This is a genomic window from Wolbachia endosymbiont (group A) of Ischnus inquisitorius, from assembly GCF_964026985.1.
Classification (GTDB): Bacteria; Pseudomonadota; Alphaproteobacteria; order Rickettsiales; family Anaplasmataceae; genus Wolbachia; species Wolbachia pipientis.
The window spans coordinates 449,348-471,088 of the sequence record NZ_OZ034715.1 but is presented as its reverse complement, the minus strand read 5'-3'; the positions used below and the strand labels follow the sequence as shown (position 1 = coordinate 471,088).

The window sequence follows — 21,741 nt, the reverse complement described above, 5'->3', positions numbered from 1 at the left end:
CTTATCATATCCGGACTTCTGTGGAAAGAGCTATAAGAGGTTGTCCGGAAACAAGTAAAAGGCTATAATATCTGAAATTTTAGTACGGGGTAAAGATGAGAAAAAAGTATCCAACAGATCTAAGCGAAAGGGAATGGGCAAGAATAGAAAAACACTTCAGAGTATCATACAAGAAAGGAGGAAGGCCGCAAAAGTATAGCAAAAAAGAAATATTAGAAGCAATTTTCTATGTATTGCGTACAGGGTGTCAATGGCGGTATTTACCAAATGATTTTCCGCTATGGAAGACTGTGTATGAGCAGTTCAGGCAATGGAAGAAGCAGGGAATTTTTGAGAAAATGAATTATGAAATTACAAAATATAGTAGAAGAAAAATAGGAAGGAATGAGCAGCCGAGTGCCTGTATAGTAGATAGTCAATCTGTAAAGACTACAGAAAAGGGGGGATCAAAGGCTATGATGGAAGTAAAAAAGTAAAGGGTAGAAAAAGGCATATAATTACAGACACTCAGGGTTTTATACTAGGTTGTTACGTAGGCGCTGCTAACGAAAATGATAGAGATGGTATTAAAATAGCATTAAACAATATGAGAACAAAATATACTAAAGTTAAAAAAATGTGGGCTGACATGGGATACCAAGGAAGAAATTTAAAGAATCACATAAAGGAAGAATATGACATAGATATTGAAATTGTTAAAAGGCCTCCATGTAGATTTTGGGTGCACAAAGATACGCCACCTGAGCTACTACCAACAAGAGAACAAGGGTTTAAAGTACAGCCAAGAAGATGGGTTGTAGAAAGGACTTTTGCTTGGGTTAATAGGAATAGAAGGCTATCGAAGGAGTATGATTTACTCACAACATCCACTGAGAATTTCATATACCTAGCTATGAGTAGGGTTATGTTAAAGAGGGAATATGCTTGAATTTACTAGTTTCCGGACAACCTCTTACAATTACGTTGTACAGTTCTCCTTCTATTTCGTTATACACTTTATAAGCCTCACAATAAAAATTGAATATAAAAATTATTACTAATGTGGTATAATTATTATGAAAAAGCGTGCTATGCTTTAACAATAAGCTAGTATATAAATATGGGGCTGTAAATCAAAAATTTTAGCAATCTAAAGAAATTTTACTATTACCTTCTATATTGAATTCTCTACGAAGATCAGCAGACAAGTTTATGCTTTCCCAAGAAAATCCACCGTCACTTTCTGACTCTTTACCAAAATGTCCATAACAGGCTGTACGTTTATATATAGGATGATTAAGCGATAAATGCTTGATTATGCCTTTTGTTGATAAATCTATATTATTCTCGATAAACTTTTTAATTACTCTTTCCTCTACCTTATTCGCACCAAATGTATCAATATAGAATGAAGTAGGTTTTGATACACCAATTGCATAAGAAAGCTGCACAAGACAACGTTCAGCCAAACCTGCAAAGACAATATTTTTAGCAAGATATCTTGCCATATAAGCCGCAGATCTATCAACTTTGGTTGCATCTTTTCCGGAAAACGCTCCTCCACCGTGTGGAATATAACCTCCATAAGTATCAACCATAATTTTTCGTCCGGTTAATCCACAATCACTAACCGGTCCACCAATAACAAATCTACCAGTTGGATTGACTAAGAGATTTTCCTCAGGACACATCCATCCTTCAGGTAAAGATGAAACTATGTAAGGGTAAATTATTTCTTTTACTTTTGATTGATCCAAATCCTCAGGGTGCTGTATTGAGACAATAATACTTTCAGCACGTACCGGGAGGTTATTCTCATATGCCAAAGTGATTTGTGACTTTGCATCTGGACCAAGTTTTGCTTCTTTAACTGCGCTCATGATATTTTTCAGAATCGAGTGTGCATAAAAAATGGGTGCCGGCATAAAGTTTTCTGTCTCTGTTGTTGCATAGCCATACATTATGCCCTGATCTCCAGCACCTTGATCCAACCCTATTGCAATGTCATTTGATTGCTCATGCAGCAATATATTTACTTTCACTTTTCTCCAGTGGAACCCATCGTGCTTGTAACCAATATCTTTTATTGTATTCCGTACAATACTTTCAATCCTGCTATTTTTGATGTTAGGCCCAAACACTTCCCCAGCTATAATAACGTTATCTTTGGTGACTAAAGTCTCTATTGCAGCTCGCGCAAAAGGATCAGTAAAAAGGTACTCATCAAGTATTGCATCTGAAATTTGATCTGCTACTTTATCTGGATGACCAGCCGCCACTGATTCACTGGTTACTAAATTTTTATATAAACTCATGTTTTTGCTTATACAATATCAAAACCGCTATAGAAAACACAGTTAGTAACTACTAAATGGTGGGTCTGGGAAGAGTTGAACCTCCGACCTCACGCTTATCAGGCGTGCGCTCTAACCACCTGAGCTACAGACCCATGATTTATTCAAGCTGAAGCTTTCATATTATCTGTAGGCACGATATCAATAAAAGTCTTTTTATTTGCTGATCTTCTAAAGCTGACCCAGCCTTCTATTTTAGCAAAAATCGTATGATCTTTACCTATACCAACATTCTTCCCAGGATGGAATTTTGTGCCTCTTTGGCGCACAATTATGTTACCAGGAATAACCTTCCCATTCTTCTTTATTCCTAACCTACGACCCGCTGAATCTCTACCATTACAGGAACTACCACCTGATTTTTTAGTTGCCATATCTTACCTCTTACTTTTGAAGACTAATTTCATTTATACGAAGAACAGTTATATACTGCCTATGACCAGTTTTCCTACGGTAATTTTTTCTTCTTTTCTTCTTAAAGATTATAATTTTTTCCCCCCTGCACTGCTCCAACACTTCAGCTTTAACAGTAGCATTAGATGAATAAGATAAGCCATTATTTGAAATACAAATCACCTTATTGATTTCCACCTCTTTTTTTTCTTCAGCTTCTAACTTCTCTACCTTTATTATACTACCTTCTTTTACTAAATATTGCTTTCCACCAGTCTCAATTACTGCAAACATGATAAATATAAATTATTGTTATTAACTTTAATCGTAAACGATGTCATATACGCTGTCAATATAAATAAAAAGCATGACTTAACGTTCTTTTTGAGCTACTAAAATACTTCTATCTGTTTTCATCTTTTATCTACCTTTTCTCAGACAGTAGACTTCTTGCATAACCTAAGCAGAAAAAAGGCAAATAGTTATTATAGCTCTAAGTTTACCGACACCGTCATGCAAGTAGCCCCTTCTCCTGTCATCCGAGTAGCTTGACACTGGTTCCTTTATGACGATGTCATCCAAGTGCCAGCTACTCGGATGACAAAAAAAGGAGCACTAGGATGACATCATCCTTTTTTGGGATTCCAGTGTCACGTACTGGGATGACAGCAGTCCTACGTCATACCGCCGCGAACCGTCATACCGCGATTCATTCGCGGTATCTCAGCAATAGATCCCGCTAACAAGCAGCGGGATGACGATTGTCGTTTAGCCATAAACATTAAGGAATTTACCAAATGAAAAAAAAGGCAAAAGAAACCCTAGTCATTGTCTATTTTCAGTATTGGCGTTTTTTAAGTCTTAAACACTGCAATTTAGCTGCTTTTAATTGCAACTAACCTACGCTGCAAATGTTTAAGAAATTTACTAAGCAGAAAAAAAGACAAAGGACCCCCGAGTTAGCTAGTCTTTTACTATCTCTGTCGAGTATTGGCATTTTTTGATGTCTTGTAACGCTTTATAAGCGCGTTCAGCTTATTTAGATAAAAATCTAGATGTAGATGAAGTTTTGTAAAGACATACAGTATCTATATACTGCAAAAAATTAAACATAAGACGCCGATACATTAAGTAATCCTTACCTTTTAATCTGCAGATTGGCGAAAGCAAATACAATAGCTTCACTGTTATGATAAGGGGGCTGGCGGAGTTTGTCAAGGAAGTTTTTTTGTTTCTATTCCCAATAAAAGTTTGTTATATGGTTATGCAAGAAGTCTAATATTAAAAATGACACAACAACATAATTAAATTAGACTACTTTATTCTCTTAGTTACTTGCTTTTCTCTTGCTATTGCAAGGCTTTTTTCTGGTACATCCTCAACTATAACACTACCTGCTGCAATTACAGATTCATCATGAATATTAAGCGGCGCAATTAGTGAGCTATTGGCGCCAACAAAGCAATTGCTCCCTATATTCGTTTCATGTTTATTTTTCCCATCATAATTACAAACAATAGTGCCTGCTCCTATATTACTCTCCTGCCCTACTTTAGCATTTCCTATATAACTTAAGTGTTTTATTCTAGTGTTTTGACCAACTTCACTTGTTTTCACTTCCACAAAATTTCCTATTTTTGCCTTATTACCAATTGTTGTGTTTCCGCGTATTCTGGTAAATGGACCGACCTCAGCATTACTTTTAATTAAGCAGTTTTCTAAATGCGAAAATGGCAGTATTTTCGCACCAGACTCTATTTTCACTCCAGTACCGAAAAAAACATATGGGTAAATAACTGAATCTCTGGCAATTTGCGTATCAAGAGAAAAGAAAACAGTCTCTGGTGCAACAAGCGTTACTCCGGAGTCGGTAAAAATTTTTCTTTTATTTTCTTGAAAGTAAAACTCAGCTTTTATAAGGTCATTTCTGTTATTTATTCCCGTTGCTTCTTCTCCACCGGTAATAACGTAACCGACATTTAAATTACTCTTCACTGCAATGGAAACTATATCGGTCAAATAATATTCATGAGTTGAGCTATTGCACTCTATTTTCTCCACCAATTCACGTAAATTCTTTGCATATGCAACCATTATTCCAGCATTGGCAAGAAACTCTTCATGATTATTTTTATCACTCTTTGCTTCTACGATTTCTCTTAAGGAACCATTCTCAATGATTAACCTACCATATTCTTTATTGCTTGCCCTAAAACCTAGGCAAACTAGAGCCTTGCCTTCTAAATAACTAATCATTTTAGTTATTGTGCTGCTTTTTATGAGCGGAGTATCCCCATACTGCACAACAACTATGCTTGAATCTGGCAATTCTCTTAGGTTTCTCATCGCAGTTTTGACCGCATCTCCCGTGCCAAGTGTTAATTCTTGTGTAATTAACTGTATATCCTTAAAACACTTTAGTCTTTCAATTAAAGGCTGATCAACTACAACAGCAATATTTTCATGATTTAACTGTTTTGCATTGTAAATGACATGCTGGAGCATGGAAAAACTGCCTATTTTGTGTAGGACCTTAGGCAAATCTGAATTCATCCGCCTGCCATGCCCTGCAGCAAGTATAACGAACGTATGAGTTTTACTTATCACTTATCTTAAAGATGAAAAATGAAAACCGTAATGATCAAGCCAGCTGATTTTGTTGTCATAAAAGCTCCTCAAGTCGCTAATTTGATATTTTAGCATTGCAAGCCTTTCTATACCAATGCCAAACGCAAAACCGTTGTATTTAGTATGGTCTATTCCAACATTTTGAAATACATTTGGATGCGTCATACCGCATCCCAGTACTTCTATCCATTTACTACCTTTATAACTTATGTCCACTTCCGCAGAAGGCTCGGTAAAAGGGAAAAAACTATTACGAAAACGTATCTTCAGCCCTTTATCGCCAAAGAACTTATTAAGGAAGTGATGAATAGTAAATTTTAACTGGCCCATATTGACATTCTCATCGACATATAACCCCTCTATTTGATGGAACATAGGGGTGTGAGTTGCATCAAAGTCGTTTCTGTATACTCTACCTGCGGCTACTATTTTAATTGGGAATTTTTTTGTTTTTTCCATGGTTCTAATCTGTACAGATGAGGTGTGAGTGCGCAGTACCATTCTTTTATCATCTATTTTATTCTTTAAGTAGAAGGTATCTTGCTCCTCTCGTGCAGGATGATGACTTGGAGTATTCAGTGCATCAAATACATGAAATTCATCTTCAATGTCAGGGCCATCAACTGCCTTAAAACCCATATGTGCAAAAATAAGCTTTACTTCATTTAGAACCTTACTGAGTGGATGGACCTTGCCAATTTTTTCTGGCCTCGCAGGCAACGTGATATCAACTGCCTCGTTCTGCAATTTAAAGTTAACTTCTTCGGCTTTTAGTATATTCTCCTTATTCATTATAAGCTGATCTAGCTTATTACGTAAAACGTTGATAACTTCGCCTAAATTGCGCTTTTTTCCTGCGTCTTCTATCTCTTTTAAGTTGTCAAAATAAGCTTTAATTACACCCTTTTTTCCCAAATATGATAGCCTAACTTTTTCTAAATCTTGTAAAGAAGAAGCATTCTCAATTTCGGAAACTGCTTTATCTTCAAGTGAAAGTATGTCATCTAATAACTCTTTATTCATCTTAAAAACGCTGGCTTAAACTTTCATTATAGTGAAATTTTAAATATCATCAACAATCCGAAAAATTGCCCTATTCTGATTATTAATTTATTGACTGATTAATCTTTTTTATTTACCTTTGCGTTGATGAATTTGCTGTATCAACTATGCACAACAGTAATACTGAAACTAAGAATAAGTATAAAATAGAGGATTTACCTAAGCTCTTTAAGGAAAAATCCAGAAACATAAGTAAAGCATTTTCTAGCGAAACAATTAAGATCAGTACTATTCGCTCGAGAAGTATTGAAAGTAATATACAAGAATTTTCATTTGAGCTAACAGCAACAGATAAAGACACCTTTAATATAAGATTATTTCGAATAAACTCTTTAATTAATTTTTTCAAAATCTGCCTTTCCCGGGAAAAAAATTTTACAGCCAACATAAAAGTGCCCAAAGAAAGCAGTGAACTATATAATAACTACTGTAAAACTAACAGTTATAAAACTGTAGAAGAATTCGTAAATAGTGCTCCGCCTCAAATCCTTCTGCAGGGCACAACGATAACGCTACAAACAGACGTTGAAAACATTAACCTGGACAACTTGTACCAAATCGAGTTATTTCTAAATGAAAAGCTACAACATGCAGAAAAAACTGAAAATGAAGACAAAAAAGAACAGAGTGAAACTAACCAAAAAAATGCACAAAATAAACAAATCGTACCAGTTACAGGCTCATTTGGCTTAGATGTAACAAATAATGGAAAACAAGTTACACGTGTTTCGATAGTAGTTGCTGCAATGCATGAAAACGTTTTCTGGTTTAGATCTTTTTTCTGTCTACCCAATTTTTTTAATACGTCACAATTCTTTTCCCAACAATTGCCAAAATTTTCTATACAGAGCAACAATATACCATTTGGTGTTATTCCAGCGTTTGACCAGGAAAAAAGAAACATGGATCCAAGTAGTCAAGCTACTCGGATGACAGGGGGTAGTATAGAAAATCCAATACCTCAAGAAGCAGAACAGAATGTAGGTCAAACTACTTCGCACACAGAGTATTTTAAGGCTAACAGAAAAAAGAAGTCAAAAAAGCAGACCAAAGAACTATCAGAGAAAGAAAAACCATTAGCCATAAAACAAGCACAAAATGATGCTAGAGTAGCTATGATAGATAACCAAATTGAGCACAGGGGGAAAAAACTCGATAAAATATTTATTGAAGTGATGAGTGGATACAAAAATCAAGATCCAGAAACATTTTGCAATATTTTCAGCTCAGTATTCAATATTGTTTACTTTCAAGATAAACAATTACATGCAATATTAGAGCCAGGCGAGATATCAGAAGTATTACAGATACTCGAAAGGCCACAACCTCTTAGTAACTCACTTTTAGGTAAAGAATATTTACAAAAACAAGTATATAGAAAAAAAGAGCAATTGCTTAAATTAGTTTCAGGTGTTTATATACAACAACCTTCTCCACAACATGAAAATACTCCTCATAAATCTACAAACCCTTACCAATTAAAGATCTTTCACCAGCAACAAATGAAGCTAAAACTCTACCACCTACTAACATTACACTCAAATCATCATTAAAAACTGTATTTTCCTCAAAAAAGGCTTATTTTTGTCTATTTATAATAGTAGCATCTGCATCAACACTTTGCTTATGGCATTTTCCGTTAGGAAAAGTGTCAATGTTAAAAGGATTAGTGCCACCAGAAAAAAGAGAAAGTATTGGGCTAGCATTGAACATAGGGTTACCAATATTAACTGCATTATGTGTTCTGAGTTTGGCTTATTTCATATATTCTGAATATTCTATAGAATCTATTGAACAAGTAAGTGAAAACGATCCCCTTTCTCGCGCCTATAGCTAGTGCAGGCTCAGTTTTCCTACGTCATACCGTCACGGTATCTCTAGATCCCGCTAACACGTAGCGGGATGACGAATTTGTCGTTTTTTAAATTGTCGGTAAACCAGAATTACTTTAACTATAACAAAATAGAAATAAGTTGTTGTAAAAAATTTTTCATGGTAAAATTATTTATTTTCACCATATGTTTAAAGGAATTATCACGGATATCGGGACTATAACTGATACTACCACTCACTCCAACTCTGATCAAATTTTCCATATCAAGACACAAAATTTATCCTCTATAAATAAAGGAGATTCAATAGCTTGCTCTGGTGTGTGTTTAACTGTTGTTGATATAATGAGCGATACATTTACAGTCCAAGCATCTCAAGAAACTATGAAGGTTGCTAACTTAAATACGTGGAGAATAGGAAAAAAAATAAATCTCGAACAAGCAATGAGATTAAGCGATAAGATCGATGGCCACCTGGTTCAGGGTCATGTTGATGGGATAGTAAAATTTTTAACAATTAATCAAAATTTAGATTCTCATGAAATCAAACTATCGTGCCCACAAGAATTAATTAAATTTGTTGCAAAAAAAAGCTCCGTTACACTAGATGGGGTTTCCCTCACAGTGAATTCAGTTATTAATCAGGAATTTACAGTAAATATCACTCCCTATACATGGGAAAATACAACTTTTCAGTACAACAAAGTAAATGATTATTTGAATTTAGAAATTGACATGATCGCTAGGTATTTAGATCAATTGATGCAGCATAAATACAATTAATTTTACAACCTTGTTATTTACAACTATTATATCTTGAAAACCATATAGATATAAAACATGCTTTTCGATAGCCTAATTATCTTCATTGTTGTTCTATGCGTAATAATCTCGGTAACTAGAGGCTTTATAAAAGAGCTATGCGCACTAATGTTTCTATTTTTATCGGTCTTTCTGACAGCTAATCACTATGATTTTTTCGCTCCAAATTATAGTAAATATTTTGATTCTAAAGTTACACTAAACATACTTTCTACAATCTCTGTATTTATTATACTTAATCTTATATTCATGATAATAAATAACTGGCTAATGTACATATTATCACCCATAAGGTTGGGGTTTATCGATAGAGTTACTGGAATCTTTCTCGGAGTGCTTAAAGGAATATTGCTCTCTTATGTATTATTTTTTGCTGTGCACTTATATTGCTACACAGTATATGACAAAAAAGAGGGAGAGTATAAAATAGAAGCAGAAGACATATTGCCTAATTGGATAATAAATTCACACTCTTATCAGGCTTTATTTGTGACAGCAGAAGAAGTAATTGACATGTATGTACCAGAGTCGTTGATACTAAAAATAAAAGAGATCGGTGGAGAAATGGTTGATCAAGAAAAACCTAAAAACAATAAAAAAGAAGAGTAAATATTTATTTATAAATATTTTCATTGGGAGTATTCAAAAAGCCATATGTGTCAGGTTAAGAGCACAGAATTTTTTACTGGAAATATTAATTTTGTTTTAGCAATAAATCAACTTAAGGTCATAATATCTTGACATTTATTTAATGTTGCTATATAATAGCTATGTACATTTTGTGTACTATAGCAATAAAATTACCTTGTAATAGGTGTATTGGACCCGAGGGCAGTACTCGGCGCCTCCACCATGTTTTTTAATTATACGGGGGCGATTAAGGATCGACATGCATAGTAAAGATGGTAGCTTTGCTCGGTTAGACACCACCGCTAAGAGTTCATAATTTAAATGCAAACGATAATTTTGCTGCTGAAGAATATCGTGTTGCTGCTTAATTTAGCACAACCGGTTTATTACTAAAGCACGGTTTAGGGAACGCCGGGTAACAGAAGTTCCCCAAAATTTACGTATGTGAAAGTTATATGGAGCAAACAGATTACAAAAAACTGCTTAATTCTGCTAAGTTTCAAGTTATCAAAAAGACTTTAGATGTTATATCAGGTAATGGTTTTATCCCTCACTTAGAAATATTATTTTTCACATATTTTAATGGTGTGACCATGCCAGATCGTTTGAAAAAGTCATACCCTACTCAAATGCTTATTATATTACAGCATCAATTCTATGATTTAAAAGTTTCTGAGGATAAATTTAGCGTCAGTTTGAGTTTTCAAGGAAAACAAGAGCGAATTACTATACCGTTTTTTGCTATTAGTGAGTTTCGTGATAAAATTTCAGGAGATGTTTTAATATTTGACAAAATCAGTATCGACTCTGATAAAGAATACAAAAGTGAAAAATGTACTGAAAAACTATCAAACGGTAGTATTATATCCATAGATCAACTGCGTGATGAGTAACTGCTCATCTTTATAAACAAAAAATATTAATAGAAAAAAGTGGTCTAACTTAAGTAATAGAATAGAGGGTAGATAAATATGCTAAATTTTTAATTATTTATTAACGCAGGTGGCAAAATTTTTCTTACGTATCATCAACTTTCTTTATTGAAAAATTAAAAAAAATGTTGTATACTTGTTACAGTAGTAGAGTTCGGTAAAACATATGGCAAATTCAGGCATTAACATAGCTCTTAGCGAAGAAACTTTAAAGCATCTTGCTGAATTATCTGAATTTACTAAACAGCCCGTTCAAGAATTAGCAGGAAAACTATTTAGAGAAGCAGTTGAGCTTGAAATGGAGGATTTTTTAGTATCTAAAATTTCTGATGAGCGTGATGTTGAAGGTGCAGAAACAGTTGATTTTGAAGATATTAAGTGGGATTAGAGCGTTACAAGGTTAAGTCTCTAAAGAGTGTTGTTGAAAAAGATTTACCAAACCTTCCAAAGATAATAAGGCTAAGAGTTCAAAAGGCTATAAAAGAACGTCTTACAGTTGACCCAATAAATTTTGGTGAACCACTACATCATAACTTAAAAGGATGTAGAAGGCTAAGAGTTAGTGACTATCGTGTAATTTACAGAGTAAATCAATTAGATCATATAGTAACTATCACAGAGATAGGACATAGAGATGATATTTATAAGAAATAAATATCAACATTAATATATATTATACACCCCTCCTTCCTTGTCCATTCTCTACTTTAGGTGGCTTTGCGCAGCTCAAAAAATGAAGTTTTTTTTGGTTCAGCAAAAACAACATTTTGAGTTTGAAAAGGCTAAATACTTGTCTTTTATATAACTTTCGTGTAATAGATATGTATGCATCCAATCATATATCTACTCAATACGTTACTTGATCTTTATAGCTTCATTCTAATATGTTGGGTTGTCCTAAACTGGCTGGTTAAACTTAATATGGTGAACATATATAATGAAACTGTCAGTAGCATAATGCACATCTTGAACCAATTGACATATCCACCACTAAAGATTATTAGAAGATATATACCACCGTTCAACGGATTAGATTTATCTATAATGATATTGCTAATAACAATTCACTTTGTAAAATATACAGTAGCTTACTACTTTAGGTAGATGTTAAAAAAATATCTAAAATCAGCAATATATCTATCCCTTTTAATATATATATATATATCAGTTTTTAGCTATAACTATAAAGATCCTTCCTTAAACACGGCTACAAATGAGGAAGTGACAAATTTAGGTGGAATAGTAGGTTCATATTTAGCTGATATATTGGTTCAATTTCTTGGATTAACTAGTGTTACAATAGCTACAACCATAGTTTACTTGTTGATCTTCAGGTCAGCAAAAATACTGCTGAAAATTCTCTATTTAATATTAATCAATTTAGGGGTATGTGCTATATTACCACAACTTTCGCTAGGCATCACAGCAAGGTACAGACACAGTGGAATAATAGGGAATGCACTCGTTAATAACTGCCCGTTTTATGTATTTGTGATAGTAACATTAATAGGTCTTGTAGGATCTGTTGGTTGGAAGAGAGCAATTTACTCTCTATTCTTCTTATGTAAAAAAATAGCTTGCTTATTTGTAAATGTTCCATTCTTCAGATCACATAAAACTACTGAGTATTCAATTGCACCATTAGTAGTAGAAGAAAAACATAAAACTAAAATCACTACTAAACAACAACCAAAAGAAAGACAGAAAAAAGCCATCAAAGAAATTTTCAGTGAGTTCGAATTTCCAAGCATTCATTTACTTTCCAAAGCAGAGGAGTCTTTGCAGAGAAAACAGCTGAATGAAATGGAGAGCAATAAAAATTTATCTCTGCTGGAACAAGTCCTGAGTGATTTTGGCGTGCAAGGAAAAATTATCAGTGTATGCTATGGGCCGGTTGTGACTTTATACAAACTTGAACCACAAGCTGGTACGAAATCTGCAAGAGTAATTGGCCTTGCAGATGACATTGCACGTTCGATGAGTGCACTCTCTGCACGTATTTCAATAATTCGTGGGCAAAATGCTATGGGAATAGAGTTGCCGAACAAGGAACGGGAAATTGTAATGCTGCGTGATTTGCTTGAATCACCAGAATACCAAAATGCAAACTTAAATCTTCCAATTGCGCTTGGCAAAGAAATAAGTGGAAAACCAGTTATTGCAGATCTAACTAAAATGCCTCACTTGCTCGTTGCTGGAACCACAGGGTCTGGTAAATCAGTTGCGATTAACACTATGATTCTTTCACTCGTTTATCGATTAAGTCCTGACGAATGCAAGATGATAATGATCGACCCCAAAATGCTTGAGCTTTCAATATATGATGCAATACCACATCTAATAACGCCAGTAGTAACAGAGCCAAAAAAGGCTGTAGTCGCTCTTAAGTGGATCGTGAAAGAAATGGAAAACCGCTATCGCATGATGTCGTATTTGAATGTACGCAATGTTATAAACTATAATCAAAAAATCACAGAAGCGATGAATAGTGGAATAGAATTGGAGCGCGTTGTGCAGATTGGCTTTAACTCAACAACAGGCAAACCTCTGTTTGAAAAAATACCAATCAAGATGGAAACATTTCCATATATTGTAGTGATCGTGGATGAAATGGCAGATTTGATGCTTGTTGCCGGCAAAGAAATAGAGTGCTCTATTCAACGCTTAGCTCAGATGGCTCGTGCTGCAGGAATACACATCATAATGGCAACACAACGCCCATCTGTGGATGTGATCACAGGTGTGATAAAGGCGAACTTTCCAACGAGAATCAGTTTTGCTGTTACTTCTAAGATAGATAGCCGTACAATACTTGGCGAACAAGGGGCTGAACAATTGCTCGGCATGGGTGACATGCTCTATATGGCCTCTGGTGGTAAGATCATTCGAGTTCACGGCCCATTTGTAAGTGATAATGAGGTGCAAGATATAGTTGATCATCTGAAAATGCAAGGTGAGCCAAACTACATGGAGGAAATCACTAAAGAAGATGAAAATTCTTCTACAGAGTCACACGATGAAACGGAGGATGAAGAAAATGACCTCTATAACCAAGCAGTGGCCATCATTCAAAGAGATCAAAAAGTTTCAACCAGTTACATTCAAAGGCAGCTTAGAATAGGCTATAACAGAGCAGCAAACATCGTTGAAAGAATGGAAAAGGAAGGTATTGTCAGCGCTCCAAATTACTCAGGGAAAAGAGAGATATTGGTTGAATAACAATCTTGTAATACCTTAATTTAAGTTTCCGCACTTTCAAAAAGCAAGTCAAACAAAATTATTAAAAGGTCAATACATAATGACAGTTAATTTAATAATAATTTAAACATTTGGAATGTAAAATTATAATATATTAATTAGCTAGGAGGTTAAAAATGTCTTTGTGGGAACGTATTATGTATAATTTTAAGGGTCTTGATAAGTTAGCAATAGAAGAATTGCAAAAAAGAGTGGGAGAACTAGAGAAGGTATCAGGGAACTTCGCAGGTTTGGAACAAGAAGTATAGCCTTTCTTATAATAGTCCGAATGCGATAAGATATGTGTTTATGGCTATAGCAGGCCAGTAGCATATTACGGTCTGTTCGGATTATTGTAAAAAGAGCTATAATCAAACTGTCGGGTGAATTCACGGGAAATTTTAAAGAGCTATTAGGTAAATTCGACGGTTTGAACGATAAATTCGATGGTTTGCAAGAAAAGCTTACAGGCTTGCAAGAAAACTTCACAGGTTTAGAAGAAAAAGTGAAAACACTTACAGAAGCAGTAGCAGATCAAGAAAAAATAATGGCAACTTGTATCATAGTCAGTGCTGTTGCCGCAATAGCGGTCGCTTCTTTTGTTGCATTCTGTATCTATCAGGGAGTTAAGCTTGATAAAGAGAAGAAAAACGACTTATCTAAAGATACGCCAGACGCAAAACTTAGTAATGTAGATACTACCGATGGTACTGAAAAACTACAGAATAACTTAAAAGTTGCAAACATATAGCTGCATAACACTTTTCTTGAAAAGGTGTTACGCAACTTGTAACACCTTACTCTTCTCTTAGTCTGCGTAGGTTTTTTTGATAGCAAACATATCACTTTTTAGAAAAATATTTGTATTGTAAAGTTAGTAAAGATTCTGGTTTACTTAAAGTTTGTTAATTGCTATCTTTTAAAACACGATATTTACTATAGCACCATATGCTTAGGGTTTTTTCTAAAATTTTATTTATATTAATGTTTTTGGTTTCTAGCTTTTTTACTGTGCATAGTGCTGAAGCTAAATCTAAGCTCAGTAAGAGATACATACCTCCTGGTAACCCTGGTGGTGCAAACTTTCATACAGATGAGGATTTTGCTGAGTCATATAAACTGTATGAGAAGCGTAGGGAATTGCTCAAGAAAAAAAAATTACAAGATCGAGCTATAAATAAAGAAGATCTAATCAAAAAATTAAAAGAGAAAAAAATTGCTAGTCTTGATAATGAGCCAAATGACATGGAAGCTTGCATAGTCGACGATGAAGAGAGCACTATGATAAATCAGCATGGTATTAATATCGCACGTTTAAGGGGTGCTGTATTTATAGATCAAGAGTCAGTTTTCCAGTATGAAAATAAGCAGCATGAAAGTGAACAACAAGAAGAGAAGAAAGTTACTTCAACACGAGAAAAGAAAGTTTCTCCTATAAATGTCACTATAAAAGAAACTCCATCAAGAAGAACGTGCTCACATGATTCTATTGCTAATTTGGATAACGTAGATGCTTATAGTTTGAATGGTTCAAGTTCATTTGGCAGTGTAGCTGACACAGTAAAATAGTATCACAATATTGGCCATTAATAATATGCTAGATAAAGACCTGATATTGAATGATAATACATATGAATTATCGCAGATTTCCAGGCACAAAACTCATGTTGTAGAAGTTGGAAAAGTAAAGATAGGCGGAAATAATCCTGTAGTTGTACAATCTATGGCGCTTGGCGTGCATATAGATGCTGATAATATAAAAAGTAGCGCAAAACATTATGCAAAAGAGATAACAGAACTAGCGCATACAGGTTCAGAATTGGTGCGAATTGCCTTGAACTCAGAGGAGGTAGCAAGAGCAATACCTTATATAGTAGAAGAGATAAATAAAGAAGGTTTTGACGGTAAAATATTGGTAGGCTGCGGTCAATATGAGCTAGATAAATTAGTTCAAGATTATCCAGACAACATCAAAATGCTGGGTAAAATTAGAATCAATCCAGGCAATATAGGCTTTGGCGACAAACGTGATGAGAAGTTTGAAAGGGTGATAGAGTATGCAATAATGCACGATCTTCCGGTTAGAATTGGGGTAAATTGGGGTAGTCTTGATAAATACCTTTTGCAAAAATTGATGGATGAAAACTCTTCGCTTAGTAATTCAAGGCCTTCTGATGTTATACTGCGCAAAGCACTTGTAATGTCTGCTCTTGATAGTGCAAAAAAAGCTGAAGAAATTGGTCTAAATTCAAACAAAATAATCATTTCATGTAAAGTTAGCAAAGTACAAGATTTAATTTTAGTTTATATGGCACTTGCAAAATCTTCCAATTATGCGCTGCATTTGGGTTTAACTGAGGCTGGTATGGGCAATAAAGGTGTGGTAAATACCGCAGCAGGGCTTACTTATTTATTGCAAAATGGCATTGGAGATACAATACGGGCTTCTTTGACTCAACGTCCTGGTGAATCGCGTACTAATGAAGTGGTGGTGTGTCAGGAAATATTGCAGTCTATAGGCTTGCGACACTTTAACCCTCAGGTTAATTCATGTCCTGGTTGTGGGCGCACGAGTAGCGATCGTTTTCGTATATTAACTGAAGAGGTGAATGGCTATATAAAAACTCATATGCCGATGTGGAAGAAAAAAAATCCAGGTGTAGAGCATATGAACATTGCTGTTATGGGATGCATAGTAAATGGTCCTGGAGAAAGCAAACACGCAAATTTGGGAATCAGCTTACCTGGATATGGAGAAAAACCTGTTTCAGCAGTCTACAAAAACGGCAAATATTTCAAAACTTTACAAGGTGATAATGTCTCTGAAGAATTTAAGGCAATTATTGATAATTATGTGAAGAAGCATTACACGTAACCTTTCACGGTTAATTAATAGATAAATCGCAAATAAAAAAGAAAATTAAACCTTGTTTTTCTTTTTTCGTTGGGAATGTTCAAAAAAGTGTGTCAAACCGAAAAAAAAGTAATAAATTGATATAAAAAAAATGGAGGTTTGACTGACCTTACCCAGAAAAAGTGGAGAGAAAGTTTGGAATGTTTTTCACAAAGAGAATGATGAATCAAAATGCTCAGGAATGCAATAGTTATAGCCTTTCTTATAATAGTCCGAATGCGATAAGATATGTGTTTATGGCTATAGCAGGCCAGTAGCATATTACGGTCTGTTCGGATTATTGTAAAAAGAGCTATACTTACATTATACTTTCAAGTATGGCGTTTTTTTATTCTAAACACTTAATAACCGCGATTCAGTTGCTTTTAAACCGCAACTAATCTAAATTATAAACGTTAAGAAATTTACTAAACAGAAAAAAAGGCAAAAGAAACCCTAGGGTAGCCAGTTATTCACTATCCATTTTTTAAGTTGGCGTTTTTTTATGTTTTAAACGCTTTATAAGCGCGTTTCAGCTTATGTAGGTAGAAGTTTTATAAAGACATAAGGTGCACATAGTGCAAAAAATTAAACATGAGACGCCATATACGTGAGTTTTTTTGTCATCTAATCTGTACAGAGAAGATAAATAAATAGCTTCAGTTTCATGATAAGGGGGCTGGCGGAGTTTGTCAAGTAAGTTTTTCGTTTAATTTTTCGTCCTGTTTCTACGGGTTGCATACCACTTAGCTAACATGAGTTTTGTTTTGACTTTTTGTGTTAATTTTGCAGAATATTAAGATTATCATTTAAATAAAATACATGACGAAAGAGGATTGGGAAGCAGTAATTGGGCTTGAGGTGCACGCTCAAGTTTCTTCTAATACGAAGCTATTTTCTAGCTCATCAACGGAGTTTGGTGCTGAGCATAACACTCAAGTTTCTCTAGTTGATGCGGCAATGCCAGGTACGCTGCCAATACTAAATTATTACTGCATAGAGCAAGCAATACGCACTGGTCTTGCACTTTCTGCAGAAATTAATAAGTATTCTTGCTTTGATCGGAAAAATTATTTTTATCCTGATTTACCACAAGGTTACCAGATAACTCAGTTTTTTGAGCCAATAGTTAAAAACGGTAGAGTATTTATCAACGACAATGAAAAAGAAATAAGAATTGCGAGAATTCATTTAGAGCAAGATGCAGGAAAGAGCGTTCATGAGGAAAGCAGAACTTATGTAGAGTTAAATCGTGCAGGGGTTGCTTTAATGGAAATTGTTTCAGAACCAGATCTCCGTTCATCTGCGGAAGCTGCAGAATGCATAAAAAGATTAAGGCAGATTTTGCGTTATATTGGTTCGTGTGATGGTGATATGGAAAAGGGATCACTTCGTTGTGATGCAAATGTTTCTGTTCGCCTAAAAGGCAGTAGTACATTTGGCACTCGTTGTGAAATAAAAAATCTGAACTCGATACGTTATATTGTGCAAGCTATAGACTATGAAATACAAAGACAAATTGAAATTTTAGAAAGTGGAGAAGAAATAAGTCAAGATACCTTATTGTTTGATGTTGCTTTGGGAAAAACAAAAGTGATGAGAAGCAAAGAGGATGCAAGCGACTATAGATACTTCCCTGAGCCTGATTTATTACCTGTTGAGGTAAGCCAGGAGAAAATTGATTTAATTCAATCATCTTTGCCCGAGTTGCCAGATCAAAAAAAGCTGCGATACATTGAGGAATTGGGTATCAACGAATACGATGCAAACGTCATTACCTCCGATAAAGCAATTGCTGATTATTTTGAGGAATTGATAAAAAAACATGATTCAAAGCTCGCGGTCACCTGGTTAACTGTAGAGCTTTTCGGTCGTTTAAATAAAGCAAATATTGATATTGTGAGCTCTCCAATCAAAGCCAATGCCCTGTCCGAGCTCTTAGATTTTATCGTTGATGGAACGATCTCTGCTAAACTTGGTAAACAGGTTTTTGATATTATGTTTGAAACTGGAAAGCCTGCATCCCTTATTATAGAAGAGCAGGACCTAAAGCAAATAACCGATAAAGGTCAAATATCAGAAGTTATCGACAAAATCATCAATAACGACCAAGATAAAGTTCAAGAATACAAAAGCGGTAAAACAAAGTTATACGGATTCTTTGTCGGCGAAGTTATGAAACTCACCAAGGGGAAAGCCAGCCCTGATGTCGTGAATTCAATTTTGAGTGAAAGATTAAGTAATTAGTCACATTTTTTTATTTACATAACAGCACATCTCGTAGATATTCCAAGGTCTTTGTTACGATATCTGTATATCATGACATATAACTTTTTTACTATTTGTCGGTACTATTTTTAAAATTATGTGAGGTTGAGGATGCTTGAAACTTATCCTGTTTGGGGGTCAAAATGCTCTCGCCATGGTATTGACTATCAAGAGTTGTGGCTCATATTATTTCTCATGCGTGTGATGGATAAAAAATGTCCTTTCCGCCTAGCTACAGAATTGAAGTCAGCTGCAGGCTTTGATGATGTTGTTCTCCAATGTAAGCAAAATAAAACAACAATACATAGGTTTGTGCAAGTCAAACACAAACAAGATGGAACTGAAAAAATCAGTGTAGGTAGCTTATTGACAAAGAGTAGTGAGTTTAACTTGTTAAAATATTTTATTGCTTATTTAAAAATCAAAAGTAATGGAAAGTTCAAGGGTGAAATGAAGTATTTTGCTATTGTTACAAATATTGATTTTGATTTTACAGATTCAGCACAACACGAAGTGAGAAAGCTAAGAATGATGTCGAGTGGAAAGAATAAAGAAAAGGAAATTTCAGTTATAAGGGTAGATATACAAGATGAATTTCTGGATGTAGGCGATGGTGCAAGATATAGAATTAATGATTCAGACGGTAGTATTGCTCAATACTTAGAGCAAAATATGGATTTTATAAAGGGTAAGGTAGGTAGAGAAGTCAGTGATAAAGAAGTCGAAGACTTTTTAAATGAATTAGTGTTTGCGGTTAATTTGCCCAATGAAAGTCAGCTAAAAGAATTGTTTAAAGGTGAGATGAGTGGTAGATTGGCCAAAAAGTTCGGCTATGTTGGTGACAATGAAATCTTTTGCAATGACCTTCTGGAGAAAATATCAGATTGGGTGAAAGATATAAAAGGACGTTTTCTTTCGCCAGAAGAAGGAAAAGAATTTTTCCAAAAAGTGGAGCTATGGGCCAGCACTCTATGTGGGATAGAACGAGGGGTAAAGAAAGGGAATAAAGGAATTGATAAAATAGCAAAACAACAGCGTAAGGATAGTAAAACACTGAATGAAATACATGCAGCTGTAACAGCGCAAAATAACAAGCAGAGGCCCCATAAGAAACCTTATGGTCCTCGTGACAAAAAATCGAAAGCGAGAGAAGAAGGAGATATAGAAGAATTAGATGAATTTGATGAAATAGAAGCTTTAGAATTTGTTAAAAGGGCTTTGAATATAGAAAACAATTTACAGAATAAGGAAATAAAAAAGCTGGCACAGGAACTACAATATTCCCAATTGGCTTTAAAACTAGCGGTTACATATATTAGTGAAGAAAATATTGTATTTAGTCATAGGGGTAGAAAAAGGATTAGAGTTGGTGGCTATCTGAAAAAGTGTGAAAAGATAGCAGAGAAGCTACTTGACTTTAAGTCCGAATATAAAAGTGATCGTTATGCTAAGGCAACTTTCATAACTTGGAAAATTACAATTGATGCTATAGTGCAAAAAAAATTTGGGCCGGAAGCATTGAGCATTCTCGAGATAATGGCCTATTTTTCTCCTAATGAGATTTATATAGAAGAAATCTTTTCACAGCAAGTAGCTAATGATAAAGAAGCGTTGTGGAATGCTGTTGAGTTATAGCCTTTCTTATAATAGTCCGAATGCGATAAGATATGTGTTTATGGCTATAGCAGGCCAGTAGCATATTACGGTCTGTTCGGATTATTGTAAAAAGAGCTATACTTAATCGATATTCAATGATTAAATTAAGGAAAGGAGTAGTAAATATTTACAGACTAGTGCAAAAGGTGACTAGATTAAAATTACAAGAGAAAGGCCGAGAAGAAGAGGTCTTAAGGAAAGCTCTAGAATTGATAAACAGTTATGATGTATTAATAGATAATTCTATTGTTGCATCTGTTTGGGGATATGTGAGTAAGTATGGTGAGTTAATTGACGAATTTTACTTTAATCCTATTTATGGTAGATGGAAATATACGCCGTTGCATTCACTTGCCGAAAGTGGCAGTTATGAGGCAGTTAGGTGCGTATTAACACATATGGAAGAAAAACACCCAGATAAATTTAATTGTGTTGTTAATGCTAGGGATGGATCTGACAGCACTCCATTGTGTTCAGCTGTTGAGAGTGGAGGATTGGACATAGTGCAATATTTTATCAATAAGGGTGCAGACGTCAATGCTAAGAGCAGATATGGTATCACTCCGTTACATCAGGCTGTTTATGATGGAAGGGTTGATATAGTAGAATACCTTATAGGCAAAGGGGCGGACATTAACGCTAAAGATGAAAGTTGTAAGTTAAAAATGTGATATAAAAGAGATAAGAGGGAAAGATAACCCTACTCACTATAGGAATAGGGCTATCACGGGCGTGTGCGACCGAATGAAAGTTGGTATTACAACCGTAGCCATCAAGGTAAACTAGCCCCATCTCTCGATACGTTTGAATAGTTGCATGGGACATATGTATGCACCCGTTTACAATCTTAAATTAATTAAACTATCGAGGTTATTTATTATGATTACATCTTATCAAAATTTCATTGGCATTGATATCGGAAAATTTAAAAATGTTGCTGCAGCTTATAACCAAAGGAGCGCTATCAAGTTTGACAATGATGCTACTGGTTGGCAACAGTTGTTTCAAAAATTTTCAGATATCCTACCTAATTCTCTAGTATAGCTCTTTCCACA

21 protein-coding genes, 1 tRNA gene, 1 other RNA gene and 2 pseudogenes are annotated in these 21,741 nt (G+C 34.8%); 17 read left to right on the top strand and 8 right to left on the bottom strand.

The features are described 5' to 3' along the window. Positions 1–95: 95 nt before the first annotated feature. A protein-coding gene (locus AAGD90_RS02505; RefSeq protein ID WP_341821644.1) for an IS5-like element ISWpi1 family transposase occupies positions 96–928 on the top strand; the annotation gives its coding sequence in 2 pieces (ribosomal slippage) (positions 96–465 and positions 465–928; 834 coding nt in all). A gap of 193 nt (positions 929–1,121) precedes the next feature. Here the strand turns inward: AAGD90_RS02505 and metK are convergent. The 6 genes from metK to pheS all read right to left on the bottom strand — a co-directional run bounded on the left by metK (position 1,122) and on the right by pheS (position 6,377). Then, positions 1,122–2,294 carry a methionine adenosyltransferase gene (gene metK / locus AAGD90_RS02500; protein ID WP_341822078.1) on the bottom strand — a complete coding sequence of 391 codons (1,173 nt, stop codon included), beginning with the start codon at positions 2,292–2,294 and terminating at the stop codon, positions 1,122–1,124. A gap of 57 nt (positions 2,295–2,351) precedes the next feature. Next, positions 2,352–2,428, bottom strand: a tRNA-Ile gene (locus AAGD90_RS02495). Positions 2,429–2,437: 9 nt separating this feature from the next. Next, complete coding sequence (gene rpmA, locus AAGD90_RS02490; protein ID WP_006279564.1) at positions 2,438–2,707, bottom strand: 50S ribosomal protein L27; 270 nt, start codon at positions 2,705–2,707, stop codon at positions 2,438–2,440. A 10-nt stretch (positions 2,708–2,717) separates the two neighbouring features. After that, on the bottom strand, positions 2,718–3,020 hold the full coding sequence (rplU, locus tag AAGD90_RS02485; protein ID WP_006279565.1) for a 50S ribosomal protein L21: 303 nt from the start codon (positions 3,018–3,020) through the stop codon (positions 2,718–2,720). 1,020 nt (positions 3,021–4,040) lie between these two features. Continuing rightward, on the bottom strand, positions 4,041–5,333 hold the full coding sequence (gene glmU, locus AAGD90_RS02480; RefSeq protein WP_341822077.1) for a bifunctional UDP-N-acetylglucosamine diphosphorylase/glucosamine-1-phosphate N-acetyltransferase GlmU: 1,293 nt from the start codon (positions 5,331–5,333) through the stop codon (positions 4,041–4,043). Beyond that, positions 5,334–6,377 carry a phenylalanine--tRNA ligase subunit alpha gene (gene pheS, locus AAGD90_RS02475; RefSeq protein WP_209472684.1) on the bottom strand — a complete coding sequence of 348 codons (1,044 nt, stop codon included), beginning with the start codon at positions 6,375–6,377 and terminating at the stop codon, positions 5,334–5,336. A 146-nt stretch (positions 6,378–6,523) separates the two neighbouring features. Between pheS and AAGD90_RS02470 the strand changes: the two are divergent. From AAGD90_RS02470 to AAGD90_RS02430, 9 genes and pseudogenes are all read left to right on the top strand, one after another. Beyond that, a pseudogene (locus AAGD90_RS02470) lies at positions 6,524–8,253 on the top strand (hypothetical protein). Positions 8,254–8,434: 181 nt separating this feature from the next. Next, positions 8,435–9,031, top strand: a complete 597-nt coding sequence (locus tag AAGD90_RS02465; protein WP_010082169.1) for a riboflavin synthase — start codon at positions 8,435–8,437, stop codon at positions 9,029–9,031. Positions 9,032–9,088: 57 nt separating this feature from the next. After that, a complete protein-coding gene (locus tag AAGD90_RS02460) occupies positions 9,089–9,679 on the top strand; it encodes a CvpA family protein (RefSeq protein WP_010962383.1) in 591 nt (196 codons plus the stop codon). Between the two features lie 124 nt (positions 9,680–9,803). Next, positions 9,804–10,134: a transfer-messenger RNA gene (ssrA, locus tag AAGD90_RS02455) on the top strand. 21 nt (positions 10,135–10,155) lie between these two features. Beyond that, positions 10,156–10,593 (top strand): ClpXP protease specificity-enhancing factor SspB, encoded by a 438-nt coding sequence (locus tag AAGD90_RS02450; RefSeq protein WP_006279412.1) that lies wholly within the window; start codon positions 10,156–10,158, stop codon positions 10,591–10,593. A gap of 205 nt (positions 10,594–10,798) precedes the next feature. Beyond that, positions 10,799–11,020, top strand: a complete 222-nt coding sequence (locus AAGD90_RS02445) for a hypothetical protein (RefSeq protein WP_006279415.1) — start codon at positions 10,799–10,801, stop codon at positions 11,018–11,020. Further along, positions 11,011–11,286, top strand: a complete 276-nt coding sequence (locus AAGD90_RS02440; protein ID WP_209472686.1) for a type II toxin-antitoxin system RelE family toxin — start codon at positions 11,011–11,013, stop codon at positions 11,284–11,286. Before AAGD90_RS02445 ends, AAGD90_RS02440 begins: the two co-directional genes overlap by 10 nt. A gap of 171 nt (positions 11,287–11,457) precedes the next feature. Then, complete coding sequence (locus AAGD90_RS02435; protein ID WP_006279515.1) at positions 11,458–11,736, top strand: YggT family protein; 279 nt, start codon at positions 11,458–11,460, stop codon at positions 11,734–11,736. Next, on the top strand, positions 11,737–13,851 hold the full coding sequence (locus AAGD90_RS02430; RefSeq protein ID WP_341822076.1) for an FtsK/SpoIIIE family DNA translocase: 2,115 nt from the start codon (positions 11,737–11,739) through the stop codon (positions 13,849–13,851). Positions 13,852–14,037: 186 nt separating this feature from the next. Here AAGD90_RS02430 and AAGD90_RS02425 read toward each other — a convergent pair whose 3' ends face one another. Continuing rightward, positions 14,038–14,202, bottom strand: coding sequence for a hypothetical protein (locus tag AAGD90_RS02425; RefSeq protein ID WP_341822075.1), 165 nt, complete (start codon positions 14,200–14,202; stop codon positions 14,038–14,040). Between the two features lie 97 nt (positions 14,203–14,299). Here AAGD90_RS02425 and AAGD90_RS02420 point away from each other — a divergent pair, with 97 nt between their 5' ends. From AAGD90_RS02420 to ispG, 3 genes are all read left to right on the top strand, one after another. After that, positions 14,300–14,620 carry a hypothetical protein gene (locus tag AAGD90_RS02420; RefSeq protein WP_341822074.1) on the top strand — a complete coding sequence of 107 codons (321 nt, stop codon included), beginning with the start codon at positions 14,300–14,302 and terminating at the stop codon, positions 14,618–14,620. Between the two features lie 197 nt (positions 14,621–14,817). Further along, on the top strand, positions 14,818–15,438 hold the full coding sequence (locus AAGD90_RS02415; protein WP_070356736.1) for a TRP75-related protein: 621 nt from the start codon (positions 14,818–14,820) through the stop codon (positions 15,436–15,438). Between the two features lie 25 nt (positions 15,439–15,463). Continuing rightward, positions 15,464–16,744 carry a flavodoxin-dependent (E)-4-hydroxy-3-methylbut-2-enyl-diphosphate synthase gene (ispG, locus tag AAGD90_RS02410; protein WP_341822073.1) on the top strand — a complete coding sequence of 427 codons (1,281 nt, stop codon included), beginning with the start codon at positions 15,464–15,466 and terminating at the stop codon, positions 16,742–16,744. Between the two features lie 92 nt (positions 16,745–16,836). Here ispG and AAGD90_RS02405 read toward each other — a convergent pair whose 3' ends face one another. Next, positions 16,837–17,043: a hypothetical protein gene (locus AAGD90_RS02405; RefSeq protein ID WP_341822072.1), complete on the bottom strand. Its 207-nt coding sequence runs from the start codon at positions 17,041–17,043 to the stop codon at positions 16,837–16,839. A 541-nt stretch (positions 17,044–17,584) separates the two neighbouring features. Between AAGD90_RS02405 and gatB the strand changes: the two genes are divergently transcribed. From gatB to AAGD90_RS02385, 4 genes and pseudogenes are all read left to right on the top strand, one after another. Next, positions 17,585–19,009: an Asp-tRNA(Asn)/Glu-tRNA(Gln) amidotransferase subunit GatB gene (gene gatB / locus AAGD90_RS02400; protein WP_341822071.1), complete on the top strand. Its 1,425-nt coding sequence runs from the start codon at positions 17,585–17,587 to the stop codon at positions 19,007–19,009. A gap of 132 nt (positions 19,010–19,141) precedes the next feature. Beyond that, a complete protein-coding gene (locus AAGD90_RS02395; protein ID WP_341822070.1) occupies positions 19,142–20,665 on the top strand; it encodes a hypothetical protein in 1,524 nt (507 codons plus the stop codon). A 167-nt stretch (positions 20,666–20,832) separates the two neighbouring features. Beyond that, on the top strand, positions 20,833–21,357 hold the full coding sequence (locus AAGD90_RS02390) for an ankyrin repeat domain-containing protein (protein WP_341822069.1): 525 nt from the start codon (positions 20,833–20,835) through the stop codon (positions 21,355–21,357). Between the two features lie 208 nt (positions 21,358–21,565). Next, positions 21,566–21,727 (top strand): annotated as a pseudogene (locus AAGD90_RS02385) (IS110 family transposase); the annotation flags it as partial. Between the last annotated feature and the right edge of the window lie 14 nt (positions 21,728–21,741).

Excerpts from the sequence above, each read along its gene's own strand:
- metK (WP_341822078.1), bottom strand. The coding sequence starts at position 2,294 with ATGAGTTTATATAAAAATTTAGTAACCAGTGAATCAGTGGCGGCTGGT.
- rpmA (WP_006279564.1), bottom strand. The coding sequence starts at position 2,707 with ATGGCAACTAAAAAATCAGGTGGTAGTTCCTGTAATGGTAGAGATTCA.
- rplU (WP_006279565.1), bottom strand. The coding sequence starts at position 3,020 with ATGTTTGCAGTAATTGAGACTGGTGGAAAGCAATATTTAGTAAAAGAA.
- pheS (WP_209472684.1), bottom strand. The coding sequence starts at position 6,377 with ATGAATAAAGAGTTATTAGATGACATACTTTCACTTGAAGATAAAGCA.
- AAGD90_RS02465 (WP_010082169.1), top strand. The coding sequence starts at position 8,435 with ATGTTTAAAGGAATTATCACGGATATCGGGACTATAACTGATACTACC.
- AAGD90_RS02460 (WP_010962383.1), top strand. The coding sequence starts at position 9,089 with ATGCTTTTCGATAGCCTAATTATCTTCATTGTTGTTCTATGCGTAATA.
- AAGD90_RS02450 (WP_006279412.1), top strand. The coding sequence starts at position 10,156 with ATGGAGCAAACAGATTACAAAAAACTGCTTAATTCTGCTAAGTTTCAA.
- AAGD90_RS02445 (WP_006279415.1), top strand. The coding sequence starts at position 10,799 with ATGGCAAATTCAGGCATTAACATAGCTCTTAGCGAAGAAACTTTAAAG.
- AAGD90_RS02435 (WP_006279515.1), top strand. The coding sequence starts at position 11,458 with ATGCATCCAATCATATATCTACTCAATACGTTACTTGATCTTTATAGC.
- AAGD90_RS02430 (WP_341822076.1), top strand. The coding sequence starts at position 11,737 with ATGTTAAAAAAATATCTAAAATCAGCAATATATCTATCCCTTTTAATA.
- AAGD90_RS02425 (WP_341822075.1), bottom strand. The coding sequence starts at position 14,202 with ATGCTACTGGCCTGCTATAGCCATAAACACATATCTTATCGCATTCGG.
- AAGD90_RS02415 (WP_070356736.1), top strand. The coding sequence starts at position 14,818 with ATGCTTAGGGTTTTTTCTAAAATTTTATTTATATTAATGTTTTTGGTT.
- ispG (WP_341822073.1), top strand. The coding sequence starts at position 15,464 with ATGCTAGATAAAGACCTGATATTGAATGATAATACATATGAATTATCG.
- AAGD90_RS02405 (WP_341822072.1), bottom strand. The coding sequence starts at position 17,043 with ATGCTACTGGCCTGCTATAGCCATAAACACATATCTTATCGCATTCGG.
- gatB (WP_341822071.1), top strand. The coding sequence starts at position 17,585 with ATGACGAAAGAGGATTGGGAAGCAGTAATTGGGCTTGAGGTGCACGCT.
- AAGD90_RS02395 (WP_341822070.1), top strand. The coding sequence starts at position 19,142 with ATGCTTGAAACTTATCCTGTTTGGGGGTCAAAATGCTCTCGCCATGGT.